Source organism: Winogradskyella undariae (assembly GCF_013285155.1).
Classification (GTDB): domain Bacteria; phylum Bacteroidota; class Bacteroidia; order Flavobacteriales; family Flavobacteriaceae; genus Winogradskyella; species Winogradskyella undariae.
In genome coordinates, this window is record NZ_JABTEL010000001.1 from 153,659 (window position 1) to 169,243 (window position 15,585).

Annotated in this window: 13 protein-coding genes and 1 tRNA gene; 13 read left to right on the forward strand and 1 reads right to left on the reverse strand. The window is 32.2% G+C overall.

Going from position 1 to position 15,585, the window contains the following annotated elements:
- Positions 1-171: 171 nt before the first annotated feature.
- The 12 genes from dnaE (at position 172) to HSX10_RS00720 (ending at position 14,375) form a co-directional block, all read left to right on the forward strand.
- On the forward strand, positions 172-4,557 hold the full coding sequence (gene dnaE, locus HSX10_RS00665; protein ID WP_173586270.1) for a DNA polymerase III subunit alpha: 4,386 nt from the start codon (positions 172-174) through the stop codon (positions 4,555-4,557).
- 128 nt (positions 4,558-4,685) lie between these two features.
- A complete protein-coding gene (locus HSX10_RS00670) occupies positions 4,686-5,249 on the forward strand; it encodes a TetR/AcrR family transcriptional regulator (RefSeq protein ID WP_173586271.1) in 564 nt (187 codons plus the stop codon).
- Between the two features lie 53 nt (positions 5,250-5,302).
- On the forward strand, positions 5,303-5,746 hold the full coding sequence (locus tag HSX10_RS00675) for a cupin domain-containing protein (protein WP_173586272.1): 444 nt from the start codon (positions 5,303-5,305) through the stop codon (positions 5,744-5,746).
- 23 nt (positions 5,747-5,769) lie between these two features.
- Positions 5,770-6,516 (forward strand): SDR family NAD(P)-dependent oxidoreductase, encoded by a 747-nt coding sequence (locus HSX10_RS00680; RefSeq protein WP_173586273.1) that lies wholly within the window; start codon positions 5,770-5,772, stop codon positions 6,514-6,516.
- Between the two features lie 90 nt (positions 6,517-6,606).
- Positions 6,607-7,587: an alpha/beta fold hydrolase gene (locus HSX10_RS00685; RefSeq protein WP_173586274.1), complete on the forward strand. Its 981-nt coding sequence runs from the start codon at positions 6,607-6,609 to the stop codon at positions 7,585-7,587.
- Positions 7,588-7,596: 9 nt separating this feature from the next.
- The gene (locus HSX10_RS00690; RefSeq protein WP_173586275.1) at positions 7,597-8,562 is read left to right on the forward strand and encodes an alpha/beta fold hydrolase; all 966 of its coding nucleotides are present in this window, start codon (positions 7,597-7,599) and stop codon (positions 8,560-8,562) included.
- A gap of 291 nt (positions 8,563-8,853) precedes the next feature.
- On the forward strand, positions 8,854-9,171 hold the full coding sequence (gene trxA, locus HSX10_RS00695; RefSeq protein WP_173586276.1) for a thioredoxin: 318 nt from the start codon (positions 8,854-8,856) through the stop codon (positions 9,169-9,171).
- A gap of 157 nt (positions 9,172-9,328) precedes the next feature.
- Positions 9,329-10,258, forward strand: a complete 930-nt coding sequence (locus HSX10_RS00700) for a DUF58 domain-containing protein (RefSeq protein WP_173586277.1) — start codon at positions 9,329-9,331, stop codon at positions 10,256-10,258.
- Positions 10,259-10,324: 66 nt separating this feature from the next.
- A tRNA-Asp gene (locus HSX10_RS00705) sits at positions 10,325-10,398 on the forward strand.
- Positions 10,399-11,392: 994 nt separating this feature from the next.
- Complete coding sequence (locus tag HSX10_RS00710; protein WP_173586278.1) at positions 11,393-11,566, forward strand: hypothetical protein; 174 nt, start codon at positions 11,393-11,395, stop codon at positions 11,564-11,566.
- A 112-nt stretch (positions 11,567-11,678) separates the two neighbouring features.
- On the forward strand, positions 11,679-13,700 hold the full coding sequence (locus tag HSX10_RS00715; protein WP_173586279.1) for a tetratricopeptide repeat-containing sensor histidine kinase: 2,022 nt from the start codon (positions 11,679-11,681) through the stop codon (positions 13,698-13,700).
- 6 nt (positions 13,701-13,706) lie between these two features.
- The gene (locus tag HSX10_RS00720) at positions 13,707-14,375 is read left to right on the forward strand and encodes a response regulator (RefSeq protein WP_173586280.1); all 669 of its coding nucleotides are present in this window, start codon (positions 13,707-13,709) and stop codon (positions 14,373-14,375) included.
- Positions 14,376-14,598: 223 nt separating this feature from the next.
- Here the strand turns inward: HSX10_RS00720 and HSX10_RS00725 are convergent, their stop codons facing one another.
- Entirely contained in the window at positions 14,599-15,096 is a 498-nt protein-coding gene (locus tag HSX10_RS00725) for a DUF456 domain-containing protein (RefSeq protein ID WP_173586281.1), read from the reverse strand.
- A gap of 127 nt (positions 15,097-15,223) precedes the next feature.
- Between HSX10_RS00725 and HSX10_RS00730 the strand changes: the two genes are divergently transcribed.
- On the forward strand, positions 15,224-15,583 hold the full coding sequence (locus tag HSX10_RS00730) for a BlaI/MecI/CopY family transcriptional regulator (RefSeq protein ID WP_173586282.1): 360 nt from the start codon (positions 15,224-15,226) through the stop codon (positions 15,581-15,583).
- Positions 15,584-15,585 lie beyond the last annotated feature (2 nt).

Below are 15,585 nucleotides of genomic sequence, written 5' to 3' on the forward strand. Positions count from 1 at the left end.
GCAGGTAAAAGACTGTTCAGTCGATATTTATAATGATTTTCGTTACACTTAGCGTCTCATTGTAAAACAATTTGAATTCAAAACAATTATATTACAGTGTTTATCTTTGCGTTCTACATTAAATAGGATTGCAAGAGAAACAATTCAATAATAAAACAACTCAACAGCAATATGTACTTAATATTTGATACTGAAACCACAGGATTACCAAAACGTTGGGATGCACCAATTACGGATACGGATAATTGGCCAAGGTGTATTCAGATTGCTTGGCAATTGCATGATGCTATGGGAAACTGTATTGAGCATGAAGATTATTTAGTAAAACCTGAGGGTTTCAATATTCCTTATGATGCTGAAAAAATTCACGGTATTTCTACAGGATTAGCAGAAGAGCAAGGTATTCCATTATCTGAAGTTTTAGAGAAATTTAATATTGCACTTTCAAAAACCAAGTTTGTAGTCGGACAGAATGTTAAGTTCGATTTAAATATTATGGGAGCAGAATTTGTAAGAGAAGATCTTGCAAATCAACTTCAAGAATTACCTGTTTTAGATACTTGTACGGAGCAAACAGCGAGTTTGTGTCAGATTCCTGGTGGACGCTATGGTAAATTTAAATTACCAACATTAACGGAATTACACCAGTTTTTATTCAATAAGCCATTTGGTGAGGCACACAACGCAACGGCCGATGTTGAGGCAACAACACGTTGTTTTTTCGAGTTAATTAGAAAGGAACAATATACAGTAGAGCAATTAGATGTTCAGCCCGATTATTTTCAGAATTTTACAGAAGTAAATCCTGCTGAAATTCAGCTTATAGGTCTTAAACATATTAATCTAAAACGTGAAAGTGCTAAGATTAATGCGCGTTTACAAAAAGAGCAAGCAGCTTCTACGACAACTACAATTGATAAAGAGGCAGCGTCTCAAATAGAAGATGCGGAGTTTATGCATTTGCATAACCATTCACAGTATTCTATTCTTCAATCTACCATCAGTATTAAGGATTTAGTTGCTGCAGCTGCCAAACAAGGTATGCCTGGTGTTGCATTAACCGATCATGGAAATATGATGGGGGCATTTCACTTTGTAACTGCGGTTTCTAGTCATAATAAAGGTGTAAAAGCGCAACATAAAGCAGCAGAAGAAGCTGGATTAGAAAAGAAAGGTAAAATTATAAAACCTATTATTGGTTGCGAATTTTTTGTCTGTGAAGATCATAAAGACAAAACCCGAAAAGATAATGGTTATCAAATAGTATTGATGGCTAAAAATAAAGTAGGGTATCATAATTTGGCTAAATTATCATCTGCCGCTTTTACAGATGGATTTTATTATGTGCCTAGAATTGATAAAAAATTAATTGAACAATATAAAGGAGATCTTATTTGCTTAACAGGTAACCTTTATGGAGAAGTGCCAAGTAAAGTTTTAAATGTTGGTGAGAACCAAGCAGAAGAAGCTTTGTTATGGTGGAAAGATACTTTTGGTGATGATTTGTATTTAGAGTTAATGCGTCATAATCAGGAAGATGAAAATCGTGTAAATCCTGTGTTAATTCAGTTTGCAAAGAAGCACGATGTTAAGCTAGTTGCAACAAATAACACCTATTATGTAGATCAGGAAAACGCGAATGCTCACGATATTTTGCTATGTGTTAAAGATGGAGAAAAGCAAGCGACACCAATAGGTCGTGGTCGTGGTTATCGTTACGGTTTGCCTAATCAGGAGTATTACTTTAAATCTACTTCAGAAATGAAGGCTTTATTTAAAGATGTTCCTGAAGCTATTGTAAATATTCAAGAAGTCTTAGATAAAATTGAGCCTTATGAGTTAGCTAGAGATGTATTATTACCTGCCTTTGATATTCCTGATGAATTTAAATTTGAAGAAGATGAGGTTGATAATGGTAAGAGAGGAGAGAATGCTTTTCTAAAACATCTAACATTTAAGGGGGCTGAAATCCGTTACGGTGAAATTACTCCAGAAGTTAAAGAACGTCTTGATTTTGAGCTGAGCGTTATTGAAAAAACAGGATATCCTGGATACTTCTTAATTGTTGAAGATTTTATTCGTGAAGCCAGAAAAATGGATGTTTCTGTTGGTCCTGGTCGTGGATCTGCAGCAGGATCTGTGGTTGCTTATTGTTTGTGGATTACAAATATAGATCCCATTAAGTACGATTTACTTTTTGAGCGTTTCTTAAACCCAGATCGTGTAAGTATGCCCGATATTGATATTGATTTTGATGATGAAGGTCGAAGTCGTGTTATGGATTATGTAATCGAAAAATACGGTGCTAACCAGGTAGCTCAGATTATTACTTATGGTACAATGGCGGCAAAATCTTCAATTAGAGATACAGCCAGAGTATTAGATTTACCATTAAATGAAGCGGATCACCTTGCAAAGTTGATTCCTTTAATGTCTAAGCTAGGTAAGATTTTTGGACTTTCAGAAAAAGAACTTGCAAGTAAATTTAGAGCTGAGGATTTAGAGAAAATTAATGAATTACTTAATATCTCTGATGGTGACGATTTACAAGCCGAAACCTTAAACCAGGCTAGAATATTAGAAGGTTCGGTTCGTAATACAGGGATTCACGCTTGTGGTGTAATTATAACACCAGGGGATATTACCAATTACGTACCAGTTGCATTAGCAAAGGATTCTGATTTGTATGTCACACAATTTGATAACTCTGTTGTGGAAAGTGCTGGGTTATTGAAGATGGATTTCTTGGGATTAAAAACCTTAACGTTAATTAAAGACACAGTAAAACTTGTAAAGGCAAAACATGATATTACTCTAGATCCAGAGAATTTTCCATTAGATGATGTGCCAACGTATGAGTTATTCCAACGTGGAGAAACAGTTGGAGTGTTTCAGTATGAATCACCAGGGATGCAGAAGCACATGAAGAATCTTAAGCCTACGGTTTTTGATGATTTAATTGCCATGAACGCCTTGTATCGTCCGGGTCCAATGGAGTATATACCAAGTTTTATTGCGCGTAAACATGGTGATGAAGAGATTGTTTACGATTTACCAGAAATGGAAGAATACCTTAAGGAGACTTACGGAATTACAGTTTATCAAGAGCAAGTAATGTTACTTTCACAAAAATTGGCCGATTTTACAAAAGGTGAAGCCGATGTTTTGAGAAAAGCGATGGGTAAAAAGCAGATTGCGGTTTTGGATAAGATGAAACCAAAATTTATTGAGCAAGCTGGAGCTAAAGGTTTAGATAAAACTAAACTCGAAAAAATTTGGAAGGATTGGGAAGCCTTTGCAAGTTACGCCTTTAATAAGTCTCACTCAACGTGTTATGCTTGGATTGCTTACCAAACTGCTTATTTAAAAGCACATTACCCAGCAGAATATATGGCTGCGGTATTGTCTAATAACATGAATGATATTAAGTCCGTAACCTTCTTTATGGAAGAGTGTAAACGGATGCGATTACCTGTTTTAGGGCCAGATGTAAATGAGAGTTTTTACAAGTTTTCAGTAAACCAAGATAATGCTGTGCGTTTCGGAATGGGAGCTATAAAAGGTGTTGGTCATGGTGCGGTTAAAACGATTGTAGAAAACAGAAAAGAAGGAGGTCATTATAAGTCTATTTTCGATTTCGCAAAACGTATAGATTTACGTGCGGCCAATAAAAGAGCCTTTGAAGGCTTAGCAAATGCAGGAGGATTTGATTGTTGGACAAATACTCACAGAGCACAATATTTTGCAGATGTTGGTGATGGTATTAGTTTTTTAGAGAAAGCTGTTAAATATGGTGCCAAACATCAAGAAAATGAAAATTCTGCTCAAGTGAGTTTATTTGGTGCGGCTAGTGATGTTCAAATTGCCGAACCTTTAGTGCCGCCATGTGAAGATTGGGGAACGATGGAGAAATTATCACGAGAAAGAGAGGTAGTTGGTATTTATATTTCTGGTCATCCGCTCGATGATTTTTCAATTGAAATGAAATCGTTTTGTAACGGTGTCGTTGCTCATTTTAATAATTTAGAAAGCGTTGTAAATAGTGAAATTACCTTTGGGGGTGTGGTTACCGATGTGCAACATCGTGTAAGTAAACAAGGAAAAGGTTGGGCTATTTTTACAATTGAAGATTACACCGATAGTTTCGAGTTTAGAATTTTCGGAGAAGATTACCTAAAATTCAGACACTTTTTTGTTATAAATTCTTTTGTTTATGTAAGAGCTTTTGTTCGTGAAGGTTGGGTGAATAGAGATACAGGTAAAAAAGGTGATCCTAGAATTCAGTTTAATAGTTTTCAGTTGTTACATGATGTCATGGATGCTTATGCAAAGAAACTATCAATTCAGCTTAATATTAAAGAATTAGATAGCGAAACAGTTAATGTTTTACATGATTTAATTATGTTACATGAAGGCACAAAACCTTTAAGTTTTTTGATTTACGATAATGCCGAAAAGATCAAAGTACAAATGCCAAGCCGAAAAAATAAAGTGAATATTTCTCAAGAGTTATTAAAATCTCTTAGAGATCATGATTTGAAGTATAAATTGAATTAAATACCTCTTAGATAATTAGCCTTATTAATTATAATATATAAACACGAGTTGTAACTTAAGTATTCTTGATTTTATATTAAAAACAGACAGACTTGTCTGTTTTTAATATTTTATTATATATTTGCAGTATGAAACATAGTGAAGTAAAAAATAGAATTACGGAGACAGCCTCTTTTTTATTTTATAAAAACGGGTATAATTCTACGGGTATAAACCAAATAATAGCTGAAGCAGGCATTGCTAAGGCTACGCTTTACAGTCATTTTAAATCTAAAGAAGAGATTTGTTTGGCCTATCTTCAATACAAGAATATCAATTTTATTGAAAATTTTGAAAAGTTCACCACATCAAAACCAAAAGGGACAGATCAGATCCTAGCCATATTCGATTTCCTTCAATTATTTTATCAAGATAAAGATTTTAATGGGTGTTGGTGTATAAAAACGGTTTCAGAAATACCAAAAGATAATGCCATTATTAGACATGAAATTCAGTCTCAAAAAAACGAATTCATTGCACTTATCACCAAACTCATTACAAATAATCTAGAACATATAAAAAGCGCGCAAGTCAGTTCACTAGCAAGACAAATCTATTTACTATACGAAAGTGCTGTAGGCGAAAGCTACTTACATCAAGAAGATTGGCCTATTCTTGAGTCTAAAAATTTATGTGAAAAAATAATAACTTAAAAAAATTTAAACAAATAAAGACAGACCTGTCTGTCTTTAAATAAAGATTATTTATGAAAGAAAATAACACATCAAGCGATTACTCAAAACTAGAATTAGGGGAATTCTCAAATTTGACTAAAAGTGTATTTCAGCCAAGTCCCGATTTTAAATTAGATGGAAAAAAGTTTGTAAAAGATGAGCTCGGATTAACCAGCTCAGAAATATCGTTTAATACAATGGCATCGAATACGGCAATTCCTCTACTTCATAAACACAAAGAGAACGAAGAAATCTATATCGCCGTTAAAGGAAAAGGACAATTACTTCTCAATGATAATTATGTAGATCTAAAAGAAGGAACGGTTGTAAGAGTTGCAACAGATACAGAAAGAGCAATCAGAAATAACTCGGATTCACTTTTCTCTTTTATTGTAATACAAGCCAAAGAAAATTCACTCGAAGGAAGCACTGTTTCTGACGGGTACTTAATAGAGAAAAAACCAAATTGGAATTAATTAATACTTAAATAAAAAATAAAATGAAAGAATTTGCAAACAAAGTAGCCTTAGTCATTGGCGGAACAAGTGGTATTGGTAACGCAACAACAAATGCGTTGTTAGAAGGCGGTGCAACCGTACATGTTGTAGGAAGAAACATAGATAAAATTGCCGATGCAACAAACTTAATTAAACACACAGCAAACATATCTAACACCACAGAAGTTGATGCTTTAATAGCTAAAATTGATGGTTTAGATAACTTAGATTATTTAGTAAATGCTTCAGGGATTTTTGGCCCCAAACCATTTTTAGATCATACTATGGAAGACTATAATTCGTATTTAGATTTAAACAGAGGCTTCTTTTTTATCACACAAAGTGCTGCTAAAAAAATGAAAGCGACTCAAGGTGGCTCTATCGTAAATGTGGGCTCTATGTGGGCAAAACAAGCGGTAAAAGCAACTCCTTCTACGGCTTATTCTATGCAAAAAGCCGGTTTACATTCGTTAACTCAACATTTAGCAATGGAATTAGCAGACGATAACATTCGTGTAAATGCCGTATCGCCAGCATTAGTAAATACGCCTGTGTATCATGGTGTTTTTGGTGGTGAAGAAGCTGCGAAAGAAGCATTGGTTGGCTTTAATGATTTTCATCCCATAGGTCGTTTTGGAGAATCGGAAGATATTGCCAATAGTATCGTCTTCTTATTATCAGATAAAGCTGCTTGGGTAACAGGTGCTATTTGGGATACCGATGGTGGTGTTATGGCTGGTAGAAACTAAAAAACACAAAGAAATAAGTCATAAGCTGTTTGAATGCAGGTTATGACTTTTCAACTTTTCTCAAATTAATTTGAGATTTAAATTTAAATTATGAAATACGTAGTCCTAACCTTAAGTATCGTTTTGCTTTTTAGCTCTTGTAAAGAGCAGGTAATATCAGAAACGGAAAAAGGTTCTAACACTTCACTGGCGATTAGTGAAAATCAAAAATCAACTTTAAAATATAAAACATTAGCTGTAAACGGAATAAACATAGCTTATAGAGAAGCTGGTAATCCTAAAAATCCAACCATCGTTTTACTACATGGTTTTCCGGCATCATCGTATCAATACCGAAAAGTGTTAGCACAACTCTCTAACGAGTTTCATTTAATTGCACCTGATTATCCTGGTTTTGGTAATAGTGATTTTCCAGATGCGGAAACGTTTACCTATACATTTGATAATATTGCAGTTACTATTGATTCATTTTTAGAACAAAAAGGGATTAATTCTTATGCGATAATGATTCAAGATTATGGTGCTCCTATTGGTTTTAGATTAGCAACAGCTCATCCTGAAAGAATTACAGCAATCATAAACCAAAACGGAAATGCTTATGAAGAAGGTTTAGGTGAAGCTTGGTCTGGAATAAGAGCACTTTGGAAAAATAGAACTAAAGAAACCGAAGATGCGTTATTACCTGCTTTTTCATTAGAAGGTTTAAAATGGCAATACACACATGGTGTTAGAGATATAGAAACTGTAGATCCGGATACTTATAATTTAGATTTCTTAAGATTGTCTAGACCAAATGCACATGCCGTAAATTTAGATTTGTTTTATGATTATCAGAATAATGTAAAACTATATCCAAAATGGCAACAATATTTAAGAGACTATCAACCACCATTATTAATCGTTTGGGGTAAAAATGATGCCTTTTTTCCTGAAAGTGGTGCCGAAGCGTTTAAAAAAGACGTAAAAAACATAGATTACAACATTTACGATACCGGTCATTTTGCTTTAGAAGAAGATGGTGACGCTATTATTGAAAACATGCGAGTTTTCATGAGAAACCTGAATAAATAGACATACCGAATGAAACAATTTGCACTAACATTAATTATTATAGCCTCTTTATTTGGTTGTCAGGATACAACTGAAAAGAATGAAAAACAGTTTTTTTTACCGCCAGCTACAACGTATAATTATGCAGTAATAGATAGTATAAAACTGTTTTATAGAGAAGCAGGAGATAAAAGTAAGCCGACGATTGTATTGCTACATGGTTACCCATCGTCTTCACATTCATATAGAAACCTAATTCCTATGTTGGAGACGCATTACCATGTTATTGCTCCAGATAATTTAGGCTCGGGTTATAGCACACATTTAGATCCTGAAACTACAACGTATACGTTTGATTTGTTGGCAACTTATACAGAAAAGCTTATCGATACACTTCAAATTGAAAACTATGTGATGTACATGCAAGATTTTGGTGCTCCTGTAGGATATCGAATGATGATGAAAAACCCAAAACGAATAGAAGCTTTAATTGTTCAGAACGCCAATGCTTATTTGGAAGGTTTAACGCCTAAACGACAAGATTTTTTTAGAACCGCACAAACAGATACGTCTCAAACTAAGCATGATTTTTTATATAGCTTAACAGGCGAAGATGCCATAATAAATAAGCAGTATTTATTTGATTTAGACCCTGCTAGTATCAATATTCAAAGTCCGGATGCTTGGACACACGATTTAGCATTTCTAAAATCTCAAAAAGACAGAGAAATCCAAGTGCAGCTATTTAAAGATTACAACACCAATTTGATTCGATACCCTAAATGGCAAAAGATGTTGAGAGACAATCAACCCAAAACATTAATTACTTGGGGTAAAAAGGATTTGAAATTTAATGCTAATGGAGCGAAGGCTTATTTAAAAGATTTACCCAATGCTGAGTTACATTTATTAGATGCAGGTCATTTTGCAGCTGAAGAAAAAACGAGAGAGATAGCAAAACTTATTCTAGAGTTTTTGTCTAAGAATGAGATATGATAGTGAGTTAAATAGTTGTGGCCTATTTATATTAAAGGAAAAGGTTTATTGTTATACCAAATTTGCGCAAAGGATGGAAGTGGCATCCTTTTTTGTCATTAAATGCAAAAAAGATATAATGGACAGCCTGGTTTATGCGCCCAAAACAGTAAGCATATAACGCCTCTATATCGCTATAATCAAAACATATACAGGCTTTGTAAGGTTTGCGGAATATTTTGACTAATTTTGTAATTCCATATAAACATGGAAAAAGAAAGATAAGTACAATACATTTAAAAAATAAATATTATGGCATTAGAGATAACAGATGCAAATTTTGAAGAAACAGTATTAAAGAGTGATAAGCCTGTGGTAGTTGATTTTTGGGCTGCTTGGTGTGGACCTTGTCGTATGGTTGGACCAATCATTGATGAGATTAGTACAGAATACGAAGGTAAAGCTGTTGTTGGTAAAGTAGACGTTGATGCAAACCAAGAATTTGCAGCGAAATATGGTGTAAGAAACATACCAACAGTATTAGTTTTTCAAAACGGAGAAGTAGTAGGTCGCCAAGTTGGTGTAGCTCCTAAGAATGCTTATTCAGACGCTATCGACGCACTTTTATAGTTTGTATTCTAAAAGATATTAAAAAAGGTTTGCCTAAATGGCAAACCTTTTTTAGTTTGTACATGTTTTGTGTCTTTTGCTTCCTGAATTTAATGAAGAGGATGTGCTTAGACTGAAAAATTATTAAATCTGTTAGTACGGAAAGTTAAAATAGCATATGGATTTACAAAAAGAACTGAATAAAACTGGAGGATTTAAAAATCTAGAATTTTTAGCCAAACAGGTTGTTGAAGGGTTTATTGCAGGAATGCATAAAAGTCCATTTCATGGATTTTCGGCAGAGTTTGCTGAACACAAAATTTACAATCAAGGTGAAAGTACAAAACATATAGATTGGAAACTCTATGCTAAAACAGATCGTTTGTATACCAAACGTTACGATGAGGAAACCAATTTGCGTTGCCATATTATTTTAGATAATAGTAGTTCTATGCATTATCCTGAAACGGCAGGAACAACTCTAGGTAATCTTAATAAAGTGGCGTTTTCGGCTTTAGCAAGTGCTTCATTAATGCATATTTTTAAAAAACAGCGCGATGCTGTAGGCTTAAGTATTTATAGTGATAAATATGATTTTTATTCTCCAGAAAAGGGGAGCGAGCGTCACCATCAGATGTTATTGCATAAATTAAGTGAAGCTGTGATTTCTAAAACGGATACCAAAACAACAGAAACTTACCAATACTTGCATCAGATAGCAGAAAAGATTCACCGTAGATCTTTAATTTTTGTATTTACAGATATGTTTCAAACGTCAGAAGATGATGAAAAATTATTTGAAGCATTACGGCATTTAAAGCATAATAAACATGAAGTTGTTTTATTTCATGTTTTTGATAAAGAAAAAGAACTTTCTTTTAATTTTGATAATAGACCTAAGCGTTTTATTGATGTTGAGACAGGAGATTACATTAATTTATATGCAGATAACATAAAAAATAGCTATGAAAAGGCTGTAAATAAATACTTTACAGATCTTAAAATAAAATGTGGTCAATACCGAATTAAGTACGTAGAAGCTAATGTTAATGCGGGTTTTGATAGTGTTTTGACGACCTATATGATAGAGCGACAAAAATTTATTTAAAGTTTTTTCGTTTTTTTCTTGTGGGTTTGAAAAAGGGTTGTATATTTGCACTCGCAATAACGCAACGGTCTGGTAGTTCAGCTGGTTAGAATGTCGCCCTGTCACGGCGAAGGTCGCGGGTTCGAGTCCCGTCCAGACCGCTAAAATTGCAAATCTAAAGCTTCAAGAAATTGAGGCTTTTTTTTGGCGACTATAAAGATGTTGTGTTGTTCTAGGAGATATCCTAGAGTAGTTGTAAGAGTCCTAACTAGGTTTAGGAACTTACCGATGAAAGGCTTTCCTTTTTTCTGAATAAGAAGATCGGGATGCTTTTTTGTTTTTAGGCCTTTTTGTTCTAAAAAACGGTATCCTGTAAAGAGTATTGCTTTATTTTCTTTCTAAGACTTTTGTTGCTTGCCTAATTTAAATATCAAAAATTACGTCTCTAAGGTTTATTGGGGTAATTTAAGAGCTTAAAGCTAAATTTTAGAGAGGATGATAGTATTTGGAGAATATAACTCAATATCTATGTCTTCATGTAGTTCAATAATGTTTACTCGTTATTTGTTTTCTAATCGTTTTAGCGGTCTTGATGTTCGATTTTTTGAAAATATTGAAGAAGTGAACAATCAATAGGGTTAGTGCTTTATTATTATTATTATTATTATTATTATTATGGAGTTTTTAATAAAAAATAATGTGACTTTTTTAAAAAGATAGGGTCTTATAAATGCTATTAATCATTGAAAATTTAAGCTACGAGAAATCGTAGCTTTTTTTTTGTTTATTATTACTGATACTATAATTATATTTATCTAAAATCAAACGGTGCTTTAAAGTTGTTAACTGAGTTATTAACTGTGTTTTTTCTTTTTGTCGGTAAAAAGTTTCTCTTTGTCGTACTTTTGTTTGTTTTATTCATTTTAAATAATATATTTGTACTTCTTATGAGTGCTGTGTAACGCTTAATAAGATCAATTTAATCATTGTGCTTTAAGCATGTAATTAATGTTTTAAAAATATCCCTCGTTTTATTTTTAGTATCATTTTAGGGTAACCCCTAAAATAGTTAATTATCCATTTCCCTCCCTCAGTGTATCGCGTAAGCTTTACCTATTTTGATATTGACTAATTTTAACCCTAAATAAATATTTTATGAAAACCCTAAAAATTACTTTATCTCTAGTTGCAGTTTTATTATTAACAGTTTCTGTTGTAAAAACAGACCGTGTTGAAAAAAGCAGTGATGCACCAACTTACAAAGAATATAGTCCAAATGATTTACTAGCTATTGACAAAAAGAAATTGAAATTACAAACACAAGGATAATATTATATTGTTCTTCAAATACTGAATATAAGCTCTCATATAACTATGAGGGCTTTAATTTTTATGTAATTTCTAATTTTAGTCTATTTTTGATGCAAATCATTAAACTTTGTTGAAGCATATATTCTTTATATTTTTTATTATTCAGATTGCAACTGATGTCATTTATGCTCAAAGTAAAGTCGTAGATTCGGTGAATGCGTTAATATTGAAATCTAAGGACGATACATATTCATTAGGTGAACGATTTAAATATGCGAGTACTGCATCTGAACTAGCGAAGAAGGCTAAAATAGACTCTATGGTCTTAAAAGCAAACAGGAGTTTATCTACCCAATATTTTTATTTACAAGAATATGATAAATATGTAAGTTTAAACAGAGCTAATTTAGATTTAGCGAAAAAAATTAATGATTCTTCAGCTGTAACAGTGGCTGGTTCTAATCTTGGGTCGTACTATAGATATACACAACAGAACGATAGTTCCTATTTTTTTTATTCTAGAGCACTAAAATTTTATAGCAGTAAAGAGGTCTCAGAAAAAAAAGCAAATGCGCTCTTTTATTCGGCAGACCTTCAGCAAATGGCAAAAATTTATACCGCTGCTGAAGATGATGCTGTAAAAGCACTTTCAATTTTAAATAGATTACCAAAAACAGAATATCGCTTAGATATGTACTGGAGTCTCTATAACTTATTGGCTATGAACTCTAATGAGTTAGAAAACTATAATAAAGCTATAGAGTATTATGATGAATCGATTAAGTATGCAAAAGTGATGCAAAATGGATTTATTAATGAAATATATTCTATCAATAACAAAGCAAATGTTTATCGTAAAATAGGAAAATATAAAGAGGCTATTGATTTATACGAGAGTCTCTTGCCTTTAAAATTAAAATACGAAGACGAAGATCCTACGTTTTATGCGGTTCTTCTTAGTAATATAATAAAAACTAAATTTGAATCCGATAAGTATGATTTTGAGGATCTTGAAAGTGATTACAAAGAGGCTTATGAAATTGTAGAAAGTTTAGATGATGAAATTACTTTAATGCACTTATCATTAGACCTGTCTGAGTTTTACTTGAAAAATCAGTATAACGATTCGGTTGTGAAATACAGTGAGAATGCTTTAAATATGGCAAGAAAAGTGGGCTCAAATCAAACTAGGTTACAGGCTTTACTTAATATGTCTAAGGCTGTTAATGGTTATAAGGCAAGAGCATTGTTATTAGAACATATCCAACTCTCAGATAGTCTTAGATCAGAAGATAGAAAAGTTAGAAATAAATTTGCGAGAATAAAATTTGATACAGAACAAATCGAAGCCGAAAACAAACAAATATCAAAAGAAAACCTTTATTTACTGATCTTGTCAGTAGGTATATTACTAACAGCTGTCTTGGTTTATATTGTTATTTCTCAACGTGCAAAAAATAGAAAGTTAGAGCTGATGCAAATTCAACAGACGGCAAACGAAGACATCTATAATTTAATGCTTGGTCAGCAAGATAAAGTTGATGAAGCTAGAGCTAAAGAAAAATTAAGAATCTCTAAAGAATTACACGATGGTGTTTTGGGTCGACTTTTTGGTGTGAGGTTAAGCTTAGATAGTATCAACTTTAAAGAGGGTAAAGAGGCTATGTTATCTAGATCAAAATATATAAGTCAACTTCAAGTTGTAGAGCAAGATATTCGTAAAATCTCTCATGAATTAAATATCGATTTTATTTCTGGTTCTAGTTTTGTAGATATTGTTTCAGAACTTATAGAAGTGCAATCTACGGCATATGGTCTAGAATCTGAATTTGATTATACCGATGATATAAGTTGGGATTTAGTATCAAATAAAATCAAAATAAATATATATAGAATCATTCAAGAGTCTATGCAGAATATTTATAAACATGCTAAAGCAAAACATATTCAAATTAGTATTTTACTGGAAAAAAACTTAATTTGCTTGAATATCATTGACGATGGAGGAGGTTTTGATATTTTAAAAAATAAGAAGGGTATTGGATTAAAAAATATGAATTCTAGAGTAGATGATATTCAAGGTCATATTGTTTTTACTTCTAAATTAGGCAATGGTACAAGCGTTAATGTTAAAATTCCTTATTCAAATTAATTACACATGGAACACATAAAAATTTTAATGGTAGATGATCATCCTATTATTATTGAAGGCTATCAAAATGTGTTAATGGCAACTAAGAAAGAAGATGAAACTTTATATATAGATACTGCTAATAATTGTGATACTGCAGTTACAATGATAGAGCGAGCTTCAAAAAAGTATCCCTATAATATCTGTTTTTTTGATATTAGTTTACCTGGTTCTGAGGATGGTAAATATCTTTCGGGTGAAGATCTAGCACTTTTAGCAAAGAAGTTAATGCCTAGGGCTAAGATTGTAATTTTAACGATGTTTAATGAAAGTTTCAGAATCCATAATATAATTAAAGAGATCAATCCAGATGGGTTTCTTATTAAAAGTGATTTAACTTCTATGGAATTGGCTGATGGTTTTCAACAAATTATGAAATCACCACCCTATTATAGTAGTACCGTAAAAAATTATATTAAAAAAACTATTTCTAGCGATATTTATGTAGATGATATCAATCGAAAAATCTTACACTTGTTATCTCAGGGTGTCAAAACAAAAAGTTTAAATGAGTATATAGATATTTCAACAAGTGCCATTGAGAAACGAAAAAAACAACTTAAAATTTTATTTGGTATTGACGATAGTAAGGATGAATCTTTGTTAAAAGAAGCTAGAGAAAAAGGTTATTTGTAAACAAAGTCATATAAAAAATATTTTCTCAGTTTTTAAATAAGCTTGAATCTACTATATAGTATAAGAATTACGGTTTTTCCGCAGCAAAATGTAAAAGGTGATATATATATTTGCAACATCAGCAAGAGTTAATTAATCCCTTATTAAGTTTTTGTTGAATTAATAGCAAGAAAATTTAGCCTAGTTTCATTTAATGTAGCTAGGCTTTTTTAATTCAGTCTATTTAATACCAATTGGCATTGTGTTCTAACAATTTTGCAATAAAAAAGCCAAAGTAAATTATAGCAACGATAAATTTTAAAAAGGTAGAAGCTATAAAACCTAAAAACGATCCAAATGCTGCTTTTAAGGCTTTATTAAAATCATTTTTGTTCATCATTTCTCCAATAAGTGCCCCAAAAAATGGGCCAATGATGATACCAAACGGAATAGGAGCAATTAATCCTATTATTAAACCTAACGTTGTGCCAATCATTCCGGCTTTACTTCCTCCAAAACGTTTGGTTCCTATAGCGGGTATTATATAATCTAGTACATAAATAACTATGGCAACAATTAAGGTTATTATTAAAAAAGTCTGACTCATTTCTACACCTTTCGTAAAATGAAGGACTAATAAACCTGCCCAACTTGTCAATGGTCCAGGTATTACGGGTAGAAAACTACCTAAGATTCCAATAATCATTAATAGAAAAGCAATGACGACTAAAAATAGTTCCATAAAATTAAGTTCAATTTATTTATAAGACGCTGTAAACAAGCATTTGTTACAATTATTAACTATGAAATTAGTTCAAACTAAATAATTAGTTATATTTGTAATGGGTTTAAACTAAAAACTTAGTTATATGAAGCAGTTAACAAAAGCAGAAGAAGAGATTATGCAAGCCTTATGGTTGCTTAAAAAAGCGAATGTAAAATCGGTTATAGAAACTTTGCCAGAACCTAAACCTGCTTATAATACTGTTTCTACCATAATTAGAATTTTAGAATCTAAAGGTTTTGTAAGCTATGAGAAAAAAGGAAAAGGGCATGTGTATTTTCCTGTTGTGGCTAAAGAATCTTACAGTAATCAATCCATTAATAAATTAGTCGATAATTATTTTCAAGGTTCATTTAAAAGTATGGTGTCTTTCTTTGTTCAGAAAAATGATGTGGATATAAAAGATATAGAAGTCTTATTAGATGAAATTAATAAAAAGAACTAATT

Excerpts from the sequence above, each read along its gene's own strand:
- dnaE (WP_173586270.1), top strand. The coding sequence starts at position 172 with ATGTACTTAATATTTGATACTGAAACCACAGGATTACCAAAACGTTGG.
- HSX10_RS00670 (WP_173586271.1), top strand. The coding sequence starts at position 4,686 with ATGAAACATAGTGAAGTAAAAAATAGAATTACGGAGACAGCCTCTTTT.
- HSX10_RS00675 (WP_173586272.1), top strand. The coding sequence starts at position 5,303 with ATGAAAGAAAATAACACATCAAGCGATTACTCAAAACTAGAATTAGGG.
- HSX10_RS00680 (WP_173586273.1), top strand. The coding sequence starts at position 5,770 with ATGAAAGAATTTGCAAACAAAGTAGCCTTAGTCATTGGCGGAACAAGT.
- HSX10_RS00685 (WP_173586274.1), top strand. The coding sequence starts at position 6,607 with ATGAAATACGTAGTCCTAACCTTAAGTATCGTTTTGCTTTTTAGCTCT.
- HSX10_RS00690 (WP_173586275.1), top strand. The coding sequence starts at position 7,597 with ATGAAACAATTTGCACTAACATTAATTATTATAGCCTCTTTATTTGGT.
- trxA (WP_173586276.1), top strand. The coding sequence starts at position 8,854 with ATGGCATTAGAGATAACAGATGCAAATTTTGAAGAAACAGTATTAAAG.
- HSX10_RS00700 (WP_173586277.1), top strand. The coding sequence starts at position 9,329 with ATGGATTTACAAAAAGAACTGAATAAAACTGGAGGATTTAAAAATCTA.
- HSX10_RS00710 (WP_173586278.1), top strand. The coding sequence starts at position 11,393 with ATGAAAACCCTAAAAATTACTTTATCTCTAGTTGCAGTTTTATTATTA.
- HSX10_RS00720 (WP_173586280.1), top strand. The coding sequence starts at position 13,707 with ATGGAACACATAAAAATTTTAATGGTAGATGATCATCCTATTATTATT.
- HSX10_RS00725 (WP_173586281.1), bottom strand. The coding sequence starts at position 15,096 with ATGGAACTATTTTTAGTCGTCATTGCTTTTCTATTAATGATTATTGGA.
- HSX10_RS00730 (WP_173586282.1), top strand. The coding sequence starts at position 15,224 with ATGAAGCAGTTAACAAAAGCAGAAGAAGAGATTATGCAAGCCTTATGG.